General features: G+C 71.3%; 14 protein-coding genes. 2 read left to right on the plus strand and 12 right to left on the minus strand.

What is annotated here, in order from left to right; all coding sequences use genetic code 11:
- Positions 1–103: 103 nt before the first annotated feature.
- Positions 104–568 carry a hydroxyphenylacetyl-CoA thioesterase PaaI gene (gene paaI, locus IE107_RS17890; protein WP_229867046.1) on the plus strand — a complete coding sequence of 155 codons (465 nt, stop codon included), beginning with the start codon at positions 104–106 and terminating at the stop codon, positions 566–568.
- 5 nt (positions 569–573) lie between these two features.
- On the opposite strand, the gene IE107_RS17895 is transcribed toward paaI, so the two are convergent.
- The 8 genes from IE107_RS17895 to IE107_RS17930 form a co-directional block, all read right to left on the minus strand.
- Complete coding sequence (locus tag IE107_RS17895; protein ID WP_189544791.1) at positions 574–1,203, minus strand: TIGR03086 family metal-binding protein; 630 nt, start codon at positions 1,201–1,203, stop codon at positions 574–576.
- A 2-nt stretch (positions 1,204–1,205) separates the two neighbouring features.
- A complete protein-coding gene (locus IE107_RS17900; RefSeq protein ID WP_189544792.1) occupies positions 1,206–2,603 on the minus strand; it encodes a KamA family radical SAM protein in 1,398 nt (465 codons plus the stop codon).
- Between the two features lie 7 nt (positions 2,604–2,610).
- Positions 2,611–4,050, minus strand: coding sequence for a lyase family protein (locus IE107_RS17905; RefSeq protein WP_189544793.1), 1,440 nt, complete (start codon positions 4,048–4,050; stop codon positions 2,611–2,613).
- On the minus strand, positions 4,047–6,020 hold the full coding sequence (locus IE107_RS17910) for an FAD/NAD(P)-binding protein (RefSeq protein WP_189544794.1): 1,974 nt from the start codon (positions 6,018–6,020) through the stop codon (positions 4,047–4,049). Before IE107_RS17910 ends, IE107_RS17905 begins: the two co-directional genes overlap by 4 nt.
- Complete coding sequence (locus IE107_RS17915; protein ID WP_189544795.1) at positions 6,017–7,741, minus strand: class I adenylate-forming enzyme family protein; 1,725 nt, start codon at positions 7,739–7,741, stop codon at positions 6,017–6,019. Before IE107_RS17915 ends, IE107_RS17910 begins: the two co-directional genes overlap by 4 nt.
- 117 nt (positions 7,742–7,858) lie before the next feature.
- Positions 7,859–9,184, minus strand: coding sequence for a flavin monoamine oxidase family protein (locus IE107_RS17920; protein ID WP_189544796.1), 1,326 nt, complete (start codon positions 9,182–9,184; stop codon positions 7,859–7,861).
- Positions 9,181–9,402, minus strand: coding sequence for a phosphopantetheine-binding protein (locus IE107_RS17925; RefSeq protein ID WP_189544797.1), 222 nt, complete (start codon positions 9,400–9,402; stop codon positions 9,181–9,183). Before IE107_RS17925 ends, IE107_RS17920 begins: the two co-directional genes overlap by 4 nt.
- Positions 9,399–10,964, minus strand: coding sequence for an amino acid adenylation domain-containing protein (locus IE107_RS17930; protein ID WP_189544798.1), 1,566 nt, complete (start codon positions 10,962–10,964; stop codon positions 9,399–9,401). The genes IE107_RS17925 and IE107_RS17930 overlap by 4 nt, the downstream gene beginning before the upstream one ends.
- A 239-nt stretch (positions 10,965–11,203) precedes the next feature.
- Here IE107_RS17930 and IE107_RS17935 point away from each other — a divergent pair, with 239 nt between their 5' ends.
- Positions 11,204–11,626, plus strand: a complete 423-nt coding sequence (locus IE107_RS17935) for an acyl-CoA thioesterase (protein ID WP_189544799.1) — start codon at positions 11,204–11,206, stop codon at positions 11,624–11,626.
- A 126-nt stretch (positions 11,627–11,752) separates the two neighbouring features.
- On the opposite strand, the gene IE107_RS17940 is transcribed toward IE107_RS17935, so the two are convergent.
- The 4 genes from IE107_RS17940 to IE107_RS17955 form a co-directional block, all read right to left on the minus strand.
- Positions 11,753–12,070, minus strand: a complete 318-nt coding sequence (locus IE107_RS17940) for a chorismate mutase family protein (protein WP_189544800.1) — start codon at positions 12,068–12,070, stop codon at positions 11,753–11,755.
- Positions 12,067–14,133, minus strand: a complete 2,067-nt coding sequence (gene pabB / locus IE107_RS17945) for an aminodeoxychorismate synthase component I (protein WP_189544801.1) — start codon at positions 14,131–14,133, stop codon at positions 12,067–12,069. Before pabB ends, IE107_RS17940 begins: the two co-directional genes overlap by 4 nt.
- The gene (locus IE107_RS17950) at positions 14,130–14,468 is read right to left on the minus strand and encodes a chorismate mutase family protein (RefSeq protein WP_189544802.1); all 339 of its coding nucleotides are present in this window, start codon (positions 14,466–14,468) and stop codon (positions 14,130–14,132) included. The genes pabB and IE107_RS17950 overlap by 4 nt, the downstream gene beginning before the upstream one ends.
- A gap of 522 nt (positions 14,469–14,990) precedes the next feature.
- Entirely contained in the window at positions 14,991–16,004 is a 1,014-nt protein-coding gene (locus tag IE107_RS17955; protein ID WP_189544803.1) for an ArsR/SmtB family transcription factor, read from the minus strand.
- Between the last annotated feature and the right edge of the window lie 162 nt (positions 16,005–16,166).

Below are 16,166 nucleotides of genomic sequence, written 5' to 3' on the forward strand. Positions count from 1 at the left end.
CTCCTTTGTCGCGATATTCAGTTCCGGTTGACCGCGCTGGTCACGGATGGAAGGATCGGAGCTTCTAAGTCCGGTATTCCACAAAGGAATTGAGGGTTGTGTGATGACGGGGACCATCGGGGAGCAGGAGCTGGAGACGGCGGCCCGCCGCCGCGCCGAGGACCTGTACGCCAAGGACCGCACCTGTGAACTGCTCGGCATCGATCTGCGGGACGCCGGGCCGGGACGGGCGACCGTGGGGATGCGGGTCGCGGAGACCATGGTGAACGGCCACGGCACGGGGCACGGCGGCTTCCTCTTCCTGCTGGCCGACGCGGCCTTCGCCTTCGCCTGCAACACGCACGGCCCGGCGACCGTGGCCCAGGGGGCGCAGGTCACCTTCCTCCGCCCGGCCGAGGTGGGCGACGACCTGGTCGCGGAGGCGGTGGAACGCAGCCGGTTCGGGCGCAGCGGTGTGTACGACGTGACCGTGCGCCGTTCGGACGGGGTGCCGATCGCCGAGTTCCGGGGCCAGAGCCACACCCTCGGGGGCCGGCCGGTGCGGCCGGCCCCCGAGAGCGGTGAGTGATTCCGTCACTTCGGCGACCACCGCGGATCACGGCCCAGGAAGGCGAGCAGGCGGTCCTCGGCGCTCCCCGGGCCGGCCGGCTCGACCGCCGGGCGGAACGAGGCGCCGGGACGCTCCCGCGACGGCCCGGCAGGCACCTCCTTGCGGGCCACCTCGGCGGCGGCGAGGACGAGGTCCTCGTCGTACGCCGACGGGATGCCGAGCGAAGCCGCGACGTCCCAGCCGTGCACCACGTAGTCCACGAGGTGGAAGCCGATCGCGCGCGGGGCGGCGAACTGCATCGTCGGGTGGATCCACGGCAGGACGACCGTACGGTCCAGCACGCCGTCGGCGGCGAACGCTTCGAGGACCCGGTCGACGGAATCGGCGTACGCGCGGCGGGGGTCTTCGAGCGGCTTCTCCTGCCAGACCGCCGCGTCGACCGGTCCGCCCCCGGCGGCCGCGGCGAAGCCGAGGTGCTGCGCGGTCATATGGGCCAGGAGGCGCCGCAGGGACCAGGTGCCGCACGGGGTGGGGTCGTCCCACTGGTCGTCGCGGGCCTGCGCGGCGATCTCCGCGCTGCGCAGCACGGCCCGGCGGTCGAGCTCCCGGATCCCGCCCTGCGACGTTTCCGTGATCGTGTCCGTGTCGGTCATGGTCAGCCTTTCTCCACTGTGTTCTCCCGCCACCGGCGTCGGCCGGGCTCGGGCAGCGTGGTGATGGGGTCGTAGAACGGATAACGACGCGTGAGCGCGTCCAGATCGTCCAGCTCTATACCCGTGCGGTAGTTCTTCGTCCATTGCGAGATGCCGAGTTCCCGGTCGTACTCGACGAGTTGGTGCACCCAGCGCTTGCCGACGTAGGGCACGTCGCAGACGATCCGCGGCGTCGCGTACCCGGGCAGGTAGCCCATGACGGCGTGCTGGAGCTCCTGTGCCTCCCAGACCGCGACGCGCCAGTGCTCGGCGTTCGGGATCATGTCGCACATGTAGAAGTAGTAGGGCAGGATGTTCGCCTCGCCCTGGAGGACCATGCACAGGTCCAGCAGTGCCTTCGCAGTGGTGTTGACGCCGCGCATCAGGACGCCCTGGTTGCGGATGTCCCGGACGCCCGTGTCGAGCACGGCCCGCGCCGTCTCGGCCACCAGCGGGGTCACCGACTGGACGTGGTTGACATGGGTGTGCACGGCGAGGTTGACGGAGCGTCGCGCGGCGGTCCGCGCGACCCGTTCCAGACCTTCGAGCACGGTCGACTGGAGCCAGTGCTGAGGCAGTCCGGCGAGGGCCTTGGTGGCCAGCCGGATGTCCCGGACGCTCTCCAGGTCGAGCAGCCGCATCAGGAACGACTCCAGGCGCGGCCAGGGCACGTTGGCGACGTCGCCGCCGGAGACCACGACGTCGCGTACGCCCGGGTTCCGCTTGAGGTAGTCGATCATCTGGTCCTGGCGGTCGGCGGGCCTGAGCGTCAGCCTCTGCTTCTCCACCTGCGGGGTGGAGCCGCCCACCAGGTCCATCCGTGTGCAGTGTCCGCAGTACTGGGGGCAGGTCGACACCAGCTCCGCCAGGACCTTGGTCGGGTAGCGGTGGGTGAGTCCTTCGACCACCCACATCTCCGTCTCGTGCAGCGAGTCCCGTTCGGCGTAGGGGTGGCTCGGCCACTCCTGTTCGCGGTCGGAGGCGACAGGCAGCATGTACCGGCGGATCGGGTCGGCGAAGAAGGCGTCCGTGAAGCCGGCCGCGTCGGTGGGCGCCCCGGGCACCATGGTGTTCAGCATCTGCGGTGTCAGCAGCATCGACATGGTGGCGAACTGTCTGTGGTCGGCTTCCAGGTCCTGGTAGAACCGGTCCTCCAGCAGCGAACCCACGACCGCTGCCAGCTGTTTGGCGTTCTTCACGCAGTGGGCGCGCTGCCACTGCGCGTCGCGCCACTGCGCCGGCGTCACGTCTCTCCAACCGGGCAGGCGACGCCAGTCGGGTTCCACGGGGATCAGGCGCTCGTACTCGTAGGGCTGCTGTGCGGGCAGGCCGTGCGGGCCCGCTGACGTCAAGGTATTCATCAGATTCCTAGCTGATCGACAGCCGGGTGCGGTGCCGGTGCAGCACGCGCTCCACCAGCTCCTGCGAGGCACCCAGATAGTTGGCCGGGTCGAGCAGGTCCGACAGCGCCTGGCCGTCGGTGAACTTGTGCGCCGCTGCGGCGAGCTCCGGGGACGCTTCGAGAGCGTCCTCGAAGGTGTGACCCGGCCGGGCGGCCCTGCGCGCCGCTTCGGTGAGCAGGCTCTTGGCGGTGGCCTTGCCCAGCAAGGGCGCCAGGGCGGCGTTCAGTCTCTCGGAGACCACTGCGCCCCCGGTGAGACGCAGGTTCTCCAGCAGCCGTCCGGGGAACACCTCGATGCCCTCGGCGAGTTCGGCCGCGGTGCGCGCGGCCCCCTCGGCGAGGCGCAGCGCCTCGCGGAGCGGCTGCCACTCCGACTGCCATCCCCCTGCGGAGCGTTCGTCCTCCGCGAGCAGGCTCTGTCCCAGTACGAGAGCCTGGGCGGGAGCCTGACGGGCCGCGGACACGAGCATCGTGGCGAGCACCGGGTTGCGTTTCTGGGGCATGGCGGAGGACGCCCCGGTTCCCTCGGGTCCGGGCTCGGCGGCCTCCGCGGCCTCGGTACGGGCCATCCCCAGGACGTCCGTCGCGAACTTGCCGAGGCCGCCGGTGACCGCGACGACGGCCCAGCCGAGGTCGGCCATCGGGGTGCGGACCGTGTGCCAGGGTGTGCCGGGATCGCGCAGGCCGAGCTCGGCGGAGAACGCGGCCGAGAGCGCCGCGGCGTGCCCGCCGGTGTCCAGGCCGGCCAGGCGCGCGTACTCCTGGTAGGCGGCCAGCGTGCCCGCCGCGCCGCCCAGTTGGGCGGGCAGCGATTCCCGGACCCGCCGGACCCGGTCACCGGCGTCCAGCACCAGGGTGAGCCAGCCCGCCGCCTTGAGCCCGAAGGTGATCGGCACGGCGTGCTGGGTCAGGGTCCGGCCCGCCATCGGTGTGCCGGCGTGCTCGGCGGCGAGCCGGGCGAGCGCGTCCGCCACCCGCACGAGGTCCGCGTCGGTGCGGTCCAGGGCACGGGCGGCGAGCAGCATCGCGGCGGAGTCGAGGACGTCCTGGCTGGTGCCGCCCCGGTGCACGTACTCGGCGGCCGCCGGATCGACCCGGCGCACCGCCTCCGTCAGCACGCGGACCAGCTCCACCACCGGGTTGGCGGACCGCCGGGCCAGCCGGGCGAGCCGGACCACCTCGACGGGCCGCGACCGGATCGTCTCCTCGACGGGGCCGAGGGCCGAGGCGGGCACGACGCCGAGCCGTGCCTGGGCGCGGGCGAGCGCCAGCTCCACCTCCAGCATGGCCGCGACCCACGCCTGGTCGCCGAGGGGGTCGCCGCCCGCGGCCCACACCGGGCTCAGCAGCCCCGCGTCGGCCGCTCCCGCCGTCTCCTCGTCCGTGCGGACCGTCTCCAAGGTCATTCTCCTTCCGCCGTGGTGCCGGGGGCCGGTGCCCCGATCACGCCGGGCCGGGTCCCGGAGAGCAGACAGGCGCGGGCGATGGCGTCCGCGTCGCCGAGGATCACCGAGTCGGATCCGGGCCTGATGCCCGCGGCGGTCGCCCAGTGGACCGACTCGGTGGGGATCCCGAAGGCGAACCGGTACGGGTGGGCCTCCCCCCTCGCGTCCAGCACCCGATAGGGCCTGGCGGTGACCGCGAGGCCGCCGGTGGCCAGGCCCTTTCCGCTCGGGTTCGCAATCGTGTACGCGCTCGCGGCGCCGGTGCTCATCAGCCGCCGCAGCAGCGGGTCCTGTGTGCTGCGTACGTCGACCTCGGGCAGCCGTGCCTCGATCAGGACGGTGGCCTCGTCCTCGGCGTCCGGGATCGCGGCGGACCGCACCAGGAACGCCCTGCGCCCGGCCGACGGGTGGACCGTCATCCCGGGCCCGGCCACCCGCAGCACCCCGGCCTCCATCAGCGCCACCATTTCCTCGATGCGGCTCGGCGGCGGGCCGATGGAGACGAACGCGTTCAGCGGTGTGTACCAGGAACGCAGATCGTCCCGGTACGAGTCGCCGGTGATGCCGGAGTGGTCGACGACCTGGCGGATCTCGTTGCGCAGGTCCCGCATCACGTCGAGGGCGGCCTTGAGCGGACCGCGTACGTTTCCGCGCCGGGCCTCCGCGACGTCCTGGCGCAGATGGCCGACGAGCCACGCGTCGTACGCCTCGGTGCCGGCGAACGTCCGGCGGCCGTACGGGCGGGCGATCCGCTCCCAGTCCCAGCGCCGGGCGGCGTCGACCGCATACCGGCGCAGCAGCCGTTCCTCGGCCTCCCCGCTCCCGCCGTCCCGGCAGAACTCGTCGAGGAACACGTCGCCGTCGTACCGGCCGCGGCTCTCCGAGATCAGGGTGTGGTAGTAGACCGCACGGACCTCCCGGTCGACCAGCGGCCAGATGTCCCGGACGAAGCCGACCGGTTCGCCCGCCGCCCGCCGGGCGCGCAGGCGGCCGATCGCTTCCGGCGTCAGGAAGAGCGGATGGTGCCTTCCGGTGGCCCCCTTCTGGTTCTCGCCGCGCGAATGGAACGGGACGCCGCGCCGGGAGCCGGCCAGCAGCACGGGTTCCGTGCCGCTGGGCCGGTACCGCAGCGCGCCGCCCGCGCTGTCGCGCACGAACGAGCCGCCGCGCCCGGCGGTGAGCAGACTCATGTAGTCGAAGAAATTGAGTCCCATGCCCCGCAGGGCGACCCGCTGTCCCGGCGCGATGCGGTCGAGGCAGGCGTCGGCCGGATTGCCCGTGGGCAGGTGGACGAGGCCGTGCTCGGCGGCGAACGCGCCGAGCGCCCGCTCCTCGGCGCTGCGTGGCATGTCCACATGGCCCACGGCCAGCACGACCGCGTCGAGGCCGGTCAGCCGGGTGCCGTCGTCCAGGCGGACGGTCTGTACGGTGCCGTCCTCGTCGAGCACCTCCTGTGCCCTCGCGCCGTGCGACTCGACCGTGATGTGATCGGGGGCCGTGCGCACCACCCGGTCGAGGACCCAGGCGAGATAGCGCCCGAACAGCGCCCGCGTCGGATACGAGTCCGGGCCGAGGCGCCGGCACTCCTCGTACACGTGCGGTGGGCAGGGGACTTCCGGTTCGAGGCTCTCCAGGAGCCGCGCCCACTCGTACAGGCTCGGTCCGTGGGAGACCGGCCCCTCGCAGGTCACACTCTCGTCGGTGAACAGGGTGACCTGCGAGGCAACGGTGTTCATCAGCAGCACGGACGGCTGGTCGGCCCGCCAGACACGTCCGCCGAGACGCAGCCAGGGATCGACCAGGTGCACGGTCAGGCGCTGGCCTGACACGGCGGCGTTGGCACAGAGCCGCTCGACCACGGACAGCCCCCGGGGACCGCCGCCCACCACACACACCGTGATGGCGTTGTGCTGCCGCACGCGGGTGGTCATCCCCGTACGCCGCCGGTGAAGAGGGTGGCCCACCGGGTGCGCAGCTCCCGCTTGAGGACCTTGCCGGTGACTCCGGTCGGGAAGCCGTCCGGGTCACCGGCGACGATCACGGCGGCCAGTGGCGCGAGTCCGGCGGCGGCCAGCTCCTTGTTGGCGCGCTCGCGCAGCTCGTCCGCGGAGGGTTCGACGGCGCCCGGCTGCATCCGTACGACGGCGACGGGGACGTGCAGGGAGCCGTTCGCGGAGGGTACGCCGACGACGGCACAGTCCTGCACGAGGTCCCCGCAGTCGGCGAGCAGCACCTCCTCCGCGGGCAGGCTGTAGACGGGGCCGTCCTCGGTGTCGATGACGTCCACGGTGCGGTCGAGGTGGTAGAAGTTCCCTTCCTCGTCCGTGCGGGCCACGTCGCCCGTCAGCCAGTAGCCGTCGAGCTCGAAGCTGCGGGTCAGCTCGGGGTCGTTCCAGTAGCCCGGAGTGCGCGAGGGGGTCTTCACGGCCAGCAGCCCGACCGTGCCGACGGGTACTTCCCTGCCGTCGGCGGCGAGGACGGCCGCGGCGGTGACGGCCTCGGTGGGCTTGCCGACGCAGCGGTCGTTGCGCTCCGTCTCGGGGGTGGTCACCTGGCCGAACAGGGCCATGCCCATCTCGGAGGAGCCGAGTCCGTCGATGAACTGCGAGCCGGGCAGGGCCCCTTCGGCCTCGCGGTCGCGGGGCAGCAGCCACGGCTTGATGAGCCCGGCGGGCCGCTCGCCGAGCCGCACCAGTCGGCGTATGTGGCCGTAGTGGGCGCCGTCGCCGGTGTTGAACCAGCTGTGCACCTTCGCCGCTGCCCGGGTGGGCGGCTCGCCGGTGGCCAGCTCGACGAACGTGCGCGGGAAGGACGCGACCATGGTCGGCTGGAAGGCCTCCATGACCGGTTCCACCACGGTGCGCCGCCAGTCGCTCATGACGACGGTGGGCAGCCCGAGCAGGGTGGCGGTGAGGAAGTAGCTGAGCCCGCCGGCGTGCGTGTGCGGCATCAGGGACATCAGCCGGTCGTCGGGCGAGGCGGGGAACCGCTCCATCCGGGGCTCCTTGCCGGCCCAGAACTGGTGGTGCGCCAGCATCGTCGACTTCGGGGTGCCGGTGGTGCCGGAGGAGTGGATGAGCGCGACGACCTCGTCGGCGGCGTGCTCGTGCGGGTAGCCGTCGGGCAGTGCGGCGCCCGGATCGTCGAGCGGGTCGTACGCCCTGATCTCGGCGGCCGGGACGATGAAGCGCGGCCGGCGGCGGTTGGGGTCGGCCCGGTACGCGGCGACGAGCCGGGTCGGGTCGTCGGCGACCAGGCCCACCGCGCCGACGTGGTCGATGTAGCGCAGGGCGGTGCGCTCCGGCATGGCGTTGTTGATGAGCGCCGGCACCGCACCGAGGGCGGTGAGCGCCAGGAAGTGCAGCAGCGGTTCGAGACCCTCGCCGACGTACACGGCGACCGGCTCGCCCTGCTCGACCCCGTTGGCCCGGTACCAGTGGGCGTACCGGTCGCGCAGGGCGGCCAGGTCGCGGAGGCTGTGGCCGCGCAGAACGACCTGGCCGCGGTGGTCGGTGGTGTGGGTGAAGGCGTACGGAACGGTGTTGTTCGGGTTCGCCTCCAGTGCCTTCTGCAGGAAGTTGCCGGCGCCCAGAGCGGGGTCGGTCATGAACTGCTGCCGTACGGCGAGTGGGGCGATGGGGCTGGTGGTCACGGTGCTCTCCTGAGAACGTCGGGTGGTCTCGCGGCAGTGCGGGCCGGTCACTGTCCGGCCCCGGCCGGACTGCACCGGGGCCGGTCCGGTGGATCACGGCCCAGCGGCGCACGGCTCCTACGGGCGGGCGGCCGCCTCGGCGGCGGCCCGTCGGCCCGACCGGATGGCGCCCTCCATGAGACCGAAGAACTCGGTGCTGGTCTCGGTGCCGGCCCAGTGGACGCGGCCGTGCGGCCGGGTCAGGCCGGGCCCGAGCGCGAGCCAGTCGCCGGGGCCGAACAGGGCGGCGTAACAGCCGCGGCTGTAGGGGTCGTTGACCCAGTCGGTGACGTGGAAGCCGATCGGCTCGGGCAGATCGGGGAAGAGCCGGCCGGCCTGTGCGATCGCGGTGGCCCGCTGTTCGTCGGCGGAAAGCGCGGCGAACCGGCGGGCCTCCTCGCCGGTGACGAATCCGGTCAGCACACCCGCGGAACCGTCGGCCGGCGAGTCGTCGACGGTGGAGAGCAGCGGCCCGTCCGCGCTCACCGACCAACCGGACAGCCCCTGTTCGCGCCAGAGCGGGGACGGGTGGATCAGGTGGACCTTGACCGCGCACCCGGGCCCGGTCCGTTCCCCCGAGCGCCGAGCGGGCAGTTCGGGCGTGAAGTCGATCCGGTCGGCGAGGACCGGGGGCAGCGCGATGATCACGGCGTCGGCGCGGGTGGTGCCGCTCGCGGAGCGCACGGTCGCACCGGTGTCGTCCTGTTCCACCGCGGTCACCGGCTCGGACAGCCGCACCCGGTCGCCGAGCCCGGCGGCGAGCGCCTCGCTCAGCCGGTGGGCGCCGCCGTCGATGCGCCACTCCTGGGCGCCCCCGGCGAAAGCGTTGAGATAGCGCAGTCCGCCCCCGGAGCGCAGATAGAACGCCATGTGCAGGACGGACACGTCGGCCGGCGCCGCGGCCATCATCTCCCCGAGGAAGAGCGGGAAGAACAGCCGGCTGTCGGGGTGGCGGAGGTTGGTGTCCGCCCACTCGGCGGCCGTCAGGGAGTCGAGGCGCGCGGCGTCCGGGCCGAGCCAGGGCGCGTCGACGCGCACGGACCGGGTGACCTCGTCCAGCAGGTCGAACAACTCGCCCAGCGCCACGCCGCTCAGCGGCGGGAAGCGCCCCGGGACGCTCTGGGCCGAGGCGGCGCCGCGGACGTCGAAGCGGCTGTCGCCCTCCATGACCGTGGGTACGGTCTTGAGGTCGTGGCGGGCCATCAGCTCCAGCAGTGCGGTGTGCCGCTCGCCGAGGTAGGCGGCACCCGCGTCGGCCCATCCGCCTGGTGCGATCTCGATGCCCCGGGTCCTGCCCCCGACCCGGTCGCGGGCCTCCAGGACCTGGACGTCCACCCCGCGTCCGGCGAGCTCGGCAGCCGCGGTGAGGCCCGCGATGCCGGCGCCCACGACGACGACGCTCATCGGGTCACGCTCGCTACCCGGTCGGCGAGCGCGGCCGGTGTGGGCGCCTCGATGAGGTCCTCGAAGCTCAGCTCCACGCCCTCCGCCCGCGCTACGGCGCTCAGCACCCGGGTGCCCAGGAGTGAGTCCCCGCCGGATGCGAAGAAGTCGGAGTCCACCGAGACGCTGTCGGTCTCCAGAACCCTTCGGAAGATTTCGACCATGTCGTCGCGACTCATCGATTGTCCTGTTCTGTAGGGCCGTTGTGGTGTTCCGTGCGGGCGGGGGCCGCGGCGGCGGGCGTGTGCAGCCGGTGGGTGCCGAGCCGGTCGATCTTTCCGCCGGCGGTGTGGACGAGCTCGGGGACGACGGTCACCCGGTGCGGGACGAGATGGCCGGGCACGGTCGCTCGCAGATCGCGCAGCACCTCCCGGACGAGGGCGGCGGCGTCGGCGTCGGCGCGCCGGGGCACCACGTACGCGGTCACCGTCGTGCGGTCCGCGGTCCGGGTGCCCACGACGGCGGCCACGCCGACCTCCGGGTGGGCGCTGAGGTGGGTCTCGATCTCGCCGGGGTCGACACGGATGCCCCGCACCTTGATCTCGGCGTCGAGGCGGCCCTCGTGGACCAGGTGGCCGTCCGGCCGCCGGGAGACCCGGTCGCCGGTACGGAACCAGCGGACGGGTCCGTGGGGGCCTTCGCGGAGCACGAAGCGTTCGGCGGTGACCTCCGGAAGGTTTCGGTAACCCGTCGCCAACGCCGGTCCCGCGATGCTGAGTTCACCGTCCGGGCCGATGGCTTCGGTGACGTGCGGCAGCGGCTTGCCGATGGGGACGCCGTGCTCGCCCCACCAGGCACCGGGGCCGGGGGCCCCGGGTCCGTGCAGGTCCACCGCGTGGGTGATCAGGGTGGTCTCGGTGCAGCCGTAGGTGTTGATCAGCCGGACCCGGTCGGTGGCGAGGGCGCGCCACTCGGCGAGCCGGGCCGGGCCGGCGGCCTCGCCGCCGATGACCACCGTCCGCACGCTGTCGGGCAGTTGCTCCTCGCTCTGGGCGAGATGGCGGACGAGTTCGTGCCAGAAGGCGGTCGGCAGGTCGAGCAGGGTGACACCGGCCGCGTCGACGGCCCTGAGCAGCCTGGGTATCGAGCCGGTGTACGCCTCGTCGTGGAAGACGAGGGTGGCGCCCGTCGTGAGTGCGGGGAGTATCTCCTCCAGGCAGGTGTCCCAGTTCAGCGAGGCGAACTGCAGGACCCGGTCCGCCGGGGTGAGTGCGAAGAGTTCACGAAGCGAGGCGACCGAGGCGGCGATGGCCCCCCGCGGGGTGAGGACGGGCTTGGGCCGGCCGGTGGATCCGGAGGTGAAGAGCGTGTACGCGGGCGCTTGTGCGTCCGCCGCCTCCGGGGCGGGCGGCCCGGGGTGCTCCTCGTCCGGCAAGGAGAGGAGACCGGGCAGTTCGACGGGCTCCCATCCCTCCGGGACCGGGGTGCCCGGCCGGGCGACGAGTACCTTGGCGCAGCCGGCGGCTTCGAGGAGCGCCCGCTGTCGTGCGGCCGGGAAGGCCGGGTCCACCGGGCAGTAGGTCCCGCCCGCGGCCAGGACACCGAGAAGGGCGACGACGGTGGCCGGGGAGCGGTCCGTCAGGACGCCCACGGGCCCGGGGGCGGGCCCCAGCTCCCGGGCCGTCGCACGGACCTTGCGCACCAACTCCGCATAACTGATTCCGTGCCCGCCGTATTCGACGGCGCGATTTTCGGGGCAGGAGCGGGCCACTTCCAGAAGAGCGGAAACAATATCCGCCATCAGAATTGCCCTTCATTCGACGGAACGACGAGAAGGATTACTAGCCGCGAGTGAATCTTTTCTAAATCGATCACCGAGCAAGGCATGCTCATGAAGCTATCACCACAATCACTCGACGGGTCAAGCAGAACAGGCAATGTGGCCCACGTCACACAGTAATCGTGAATCCGGAACGGGGTTGTCCGCCTCGGTTGCATGCGGTATTGATTTAGCTAATCAATAAAGGAGGTCGACTGTACATGACGGAACCATTCCACTTGCGAATCACCGTACGGGGCTACGAACTCGACACGCAGGGACACCTCAATCAGGCTGTCTACCTGCAATATTGCGAGCATCTGCGCTGGGAGAGCCTGCGCGCGGCCGGCATCTCGCAGGCCAAGCTGATCTCCACGCGAATAGGCCCCGCAGTCCTGGAGAACACCATGCGTTTCCATCGCGAACTGCGCGGCGGAGACGAAGTCGACGTGACGTGCCAGTGGATCTGGGGCGCAGGAAAGACATTCCGCGTCGAACAGGAAATCCGCCGGGCCGACGGTGTCCTCGCCTGCGATCTTTCGAGCATCGCGGGACTCATCGACCTGGACCAGCGAAAAATGATATCCAACCCGGCCGAACATTTCGCCAAGCTGGCCGATCACCCGGAAATCATGGGTCTCTGAATTCTTTCTGCCATTCGCCCGGCAGAGCATCCGGGAGTACCCGAGGGAGATCCGTCCCGAGGACACTTCCGGATGTCCGGCCAGGGCCTGTCCGGCGGATCAGGGCCGGACAGGCCCCGCGCGTTCTCACTCCGGTTCCGGCGCCCCCTGTCGTGCCGGCCGGTGCTCCGCCCGGAGTCTTGAGAGCGCGAGCACCGCCCGCCCGATGTCGACCCCCTTGCGGCCGAGCTCGTCGCCGTACCGCTCCAGCACTCCGTTCTCCCAGGCGAGCTCCGAGACGGGCATGCCCGACAGCCGCCGCAACGACTGGTCGTACCGGGCGAGTTCCACCCTGCGCAGCACCATCGAGACGATCTTCCCGTCCAGGTCGGAGAGGAGCGCGCGGATCTCCGGCTCCCCCACGGCCTCGGTGAGGTCCGGCGGCACCTCCAGCGCCGGGCTCACGCGTCCACCGCCTCGCCCGGTAATAGCCCCCCGGACGCGAGGGCCGCGACCATGGTTCGCGACTTGACCAGGGTCTCCTCGAACTCCGCGGCCGGATCGGACAGCGCGATCACCGCTCCGCCGACGCCGAACGACGTGCCCCGGCCGGTGGCGACAATCGTTCGGATGACGATGCTGAGATCCGCGGCGCCGCCCAGCGAGAACCAGCCCAGGGCACCCGAGTACACCCCGCGTGCTCCGCCTTCGAGCCGGTCGATGATCTCCATGGTGCGCAGCTTGGGCGCGCCGGTCATCGAGCCGCCGGGGAACGAGGCACGGACGCAGTCCACCGCGGAGACACCCGCCCGCAGTGTGCCCCGGACAGTGCTCACGAGCTGATGCACCGGTGGGTACGTCTCGACGTCGAACAGCTTGGGAACGTGCACCGATCCGACCTCGCACACGGTGTTGAGGTCGTTGCGGAGCAGGTCCACGATCATCAGGTTCTCGGCGCGGTCCTTCTCGCTGGCCAGTAGGTCCTCACGGAGCGCCCGGTCCTGTTCGGGGGTGGCGCCGCGCGGCCGGGTGCCCTTGATCGGCTTGGACTCCGCGACCCGGTCCGTACCGATGGTCAGGAACCGTTCCGGGGAGGCGCTGAGCACGGCCACGCCCGGGAAGTCGAGCAGTGCGCCGTAGGGGACGGGGCTGATGTCCCGCATCCGCCGGTAGGTGCCCAGCGGGTCGATCACGGCGGGTGTGGAGACCATGTTGGTCAGGCAGATCTCGTACGACTCCCCGTCGCGGATCTTCTCCAGGCACTGCCCGATCCGCGCCAGGTACCCCTGCTCGTCGTGCCGCTGCACGAGCGAGCCGCCGGTCTGCGCCGGCGCCTCGGTGAGCGGTGGGCGCTCCTGGCCGGCCTGGGCGGGGAGCAGAGCGAGCCGGGAGGCCGTGGTGTCGAGCCACTTGGCCGCCTCCTGGTCCTCGGGCCCGTGGCCGAGACACATCAGGTACGTACGGCGCCCGGTGTGGTCGACGACGACGGCGCGGTCGGCGAAGAGCAGCGCCGCATCCGGGGTGGGCGCGGTGTGCGCGGCGCTCGCCCCTGCCTGGGCCTTGAGTTCGTAGCCGAGATAGCCGACGTACCCGAGGTTGAAGGAGAACGGCAGCCGGGTGTCGGGCGGCAGCGCGCGCCGCCGCAGCTCTCCGTCGAGGTAGTCGAAGAAGTCGCTCGCCACGTGCTCGTCGGGGCGGCCCGTCCGCTCGATTCTCACCGTGCGGGTGCTGACGCGGTAGGTGACGTACTCGGCGAGTGGTCCGCTGCCGTCGCCGAGGAAGGAGAAGCGGGCGTTCCCGTCGGCGTGGGAGCCGCTGTCGAGCCAGAAGCTGTGCGGCCGGCCGGCGAACAGCTCGGTGTACACGGCCTCCGTGTCGGGCAGCTGCTCCAGTTCGCGCACGTGCAGCCGGTACGGGGACGCGGTCGGCGTCCCGGTCCCCGCGCGCGCCAGGGTCAGGTCCCGGAAGTTGGCGAGCAGTTCGCGGCCGTACTCGCTCGCTATGGACTCGGGATGGAACTGGACTCCCCACAGGGGGCGGGTGCGGTGGCGGAGCCCCATGAGGATGCCGTCCTCGGTCCAGGCGACGCCCTCCAGTTCGTCGGGGAGTCCGGTGACCGTGAGGGAGTGGTAGCGGACCACGGAGAACGGTGAGGGCAGCCCGGCGAACAGATCCTCGCCATTGTGCCGGATCCGGGACAGTCGTCCGTGCATCGGCTCGGGGGCGTGGCCGACGGTGCCCCCGAACAGGGCAGCCATGCCCTGGTGGCCGAGACAGACACCGAGGACGGGCAGTCCGGAGTCGCGGATCGCACGGGTGCCGACGCCGAAGTCACGCTCCCGGTCGGGGCGTCCGGGGCCGGGCGAGACCACGATGTTGTCGTAGTCGCCCAGGTGCAGTGCGGACCAGTCGATGTCGTTGCGGACGACGACGGGCGGCTGCCCGTTCACTTCGCCGAGGAGTTGGTAGAGGTTGTAGGTGAACGAGTCGTAGTTGTCGACAAGGAGGGTGCGGACGGAATGGTTCATGACGCCGTGTCCCGGCCCGGCCGGCGTCCGTCGGTACCGGGCGCGTCGATCACCAGATCCTCGACCCGGCAGGTCTCCTCGATGATCAGGTCGTACAGCCGCCGCAGGAACGTCCCGTCGATTCCGTGCTCGGCTCCGTAGCGGGCGGCGCGCTCCTGCACGACGCCGATCCGGTGCGGCTGCATCATCGGGACCCCGTGCTCCCGCTTGTGCTCGGCGATACGTACACACAGGTCGATCCGGCTCTTCAGGGTGTCGAGCAACGTCACGTCGACGAGGTCTAGTTCGGCGCGCAGACCCGCCAGAGCGACTTCAGCATTCGAGGTCGTCGTCATGCCACTGCCTTTCTGAATGTCGTGGTGCAACGGGGGCGGTTCTCCCTTGGCCGTGGTGATCCTCCGGGCCGTTCGGACAGCTCGGGGCACCGGCCGGGAAGGGACCGGCCGCGTAGGTCGCGCAGGACGTCAGCGATGAGGGACGGATGGGCGAGCGTGGCTGCGGACAGGGGTGCCGACCAGGGCGCGTTCTTCGAATGGGACCCACCCCGTGCGGTGATGCGCACGGCCCAGTACGGCCGGGTCGGGGTGAGATCGGTGACAGGCCGAGCATGCCGTTGCCCGCGGCAGCGGCGCTCTGCGTGTGGTTGCCTTCGGACGAGGTCGCGGTGGCGGGATGCTCCCTCCGAGTGGGTGGCAGGGATGTGCGGGAACTCGTGGCGACAGGTCGCACGGCGCTCTTTCCTGCGGCCTGTCGGCGTGGCGACTAGAGCAAAACACACGCCGGAGAGGCCACCCAAACCTTTTAGCTGTGGCTAAAAGGGTCTGCGTGCAGGGGACTTGGCGCGGCTTCGCGCCCGATCACAGGCTGCGGGCACCCGTGCTCACGGCACCCCGGACAAGGGCCTCACCGGTCTCCGTGAGCGAGTGGATGACCCGCTGTCCCGACCGGTGACTCGTCACCAGATCGCAGCCGCGCAGAACCGAGACGTGCTGGCTGATGGCTCCGGGGGTGACGTCGACCTGAGCGGCCAGCTCGCCGGTGGAGGACGGCATGACGAGCGCCTCCAGCACGGCGGCCCGGACACCGCCGAGGAGCGCCGCGAGCGAGCTGCGGCGGTCCTGCCCGTCGTGGTGCCAGATGTCCGCGGCCCCGGGTCTCGGGTACACGATCATCGACTGGAGCGGTGGCAGCATGGTGAGCACATCCGGGCCGCAGAAGACGCTCGGCACGAGGACGATGCCCTTGCCGCCGAGGGTCTCCTCGAAGTTGTAGGTGCTGCGCACCGTGAGGCGGTCGTCGCGCCACCCGATCCTCTCGTTGAGGGCGGAGAAGACGGAAGCCGCCCCCGAGTTCTCCATCAGCCGCATCCGGGAACGCACGTCGGACACGAGCCCGCCGTACAGCCTCTGCCAGTACGGCTCAAGGGCCAGTTTCCAGTAGATCCGCAGCAGTTGCGTGATCTGTTCGATGGCCTTCTCGGGCTCGTCCAGCATCCTCCGGTGCAGTGGCGCCGCCTCCCGGCGCCAGGCGGACGGTGTTCCGGTGTCCCCCAGCATCCAGGCCACCTCGTCGACGAAGTGGGCGGGTTCGGTGGCACGCACCACCTCCAGTTCGGTCTCCACGCTCGCCGGTGCCCCGCTCGGCGCCGGCGTGAGGAAGTCCGGTACGTAGCCGGTCGCCGGGATCACGGCCCGCAGAGGGCGCAGGTCCACCCCCTTCAGTCTGCCGAGGATGTCGTCCACCCAGGGCTGGTGCTGGCTTCTGCGCGAGGGAGAAGCCAGCGTCCGGAAGCTGTAGACGGTCTCCCCCAGCGGAGACATCGAGAACCGCACCTTCGCGACATCGTCGGCGGTCGCGCTGTAGCTGATCAACGTTTCCCCGTCCCACCACTCGACCCGGCGCCCTCGGTCGAGGGTGCCGGTGAACGGTAGGCCGGGGAAGATGCCCGTACGGGTCCGGAATCGGACAGGTGAACCAACGTGATCACAACGGAACATGACCCATCCGGAATGCAGGAGGCCGTCTGCCCGCAT

Origin of the sequence: Streptomyces gelaticus (assembly GCF_014649535.1) — a bacterium.
Lineage (GTDB): Bacteria > Actinomycetota > Actinomycetes > Streptomycetales > Streptomycetaceae > Streptomyces > Streptomyces gelaticus.

Coding starts and splice junctions, on each gene's coding strand:
- IE107_RS17910 (WP_189544794.1), bottom strand. CDS start 6,020: ATGACCACCCGCGTGCGGCAGCACAACGCCATCACGGTGTGTGTGGTG.
- IE107_RS17895 (WP_189544791.1), bottom strand. CDS start 1,203: ATGACCGACACGGACACGATCACGGAAACGTCGCAGGGCGGGATCCGG.
- pabB (WP_189544801.1), bottom strand. CDS start 14,133: ATGAACCATTCCGTCCGCACCCTCCTTGTCGACAACTACGACTCGTTC.
- IE107_RS17920 (WP_189544796.1), bottom strand. CDS start 9,184: ATGAGCGTCGTCGTCGTGGGCGCCGGCATCGCGGGCCTCACCGCGGCT.
- IE107_RS17935 (WP_189544799.1), top strand. CDS start 11,204: ATGACGGAACCATTCCACTTGCGAATCACCGTACGGGGCTACGAACTC.
- IE107_RS17905 (WP_189544793.1), bottom strand. CDS start 4,050: ATGACCTTGGAGACGGTCCGCACGGACGAGGAGACGGCGGGAGCGGCC.
- IE107_RS17925 (WP_189544797.1), bottom strand. CDS start 9,402: ATGAGTCGCGACGACATGGTCGAAATCTTCCGAAGGGTTCTGGAGACC.
- paaI (WP_229867046.1), top strand. CDS start 104: ATGACGGGGACCATCGGGGAGCAGGAGCTGGAGACGGCGGCCCGCCGC.
- IE107_RS17930 (WP_189544798.1), bottom strand. CDS start 10,964: ATGGCGGATATTGTTTCCGCTCTTCTGGAAGTGGCCCGCTCCTGCCCC.
- IE107_RS17900 (WP_189544792.1), bottom strand. CDS start 2,603: ATGAATACCTTGACGTCAGCGGGCCCGCACGGCCTGCCCGCACAGCAG.
- IE107_RS17950 (WP_189544802.1), bottom strand. CDS start 14,468: ATGACGACGACCTCGAATGCTGAAGTCGCTCTGGCGGGTCTGCGCGCC.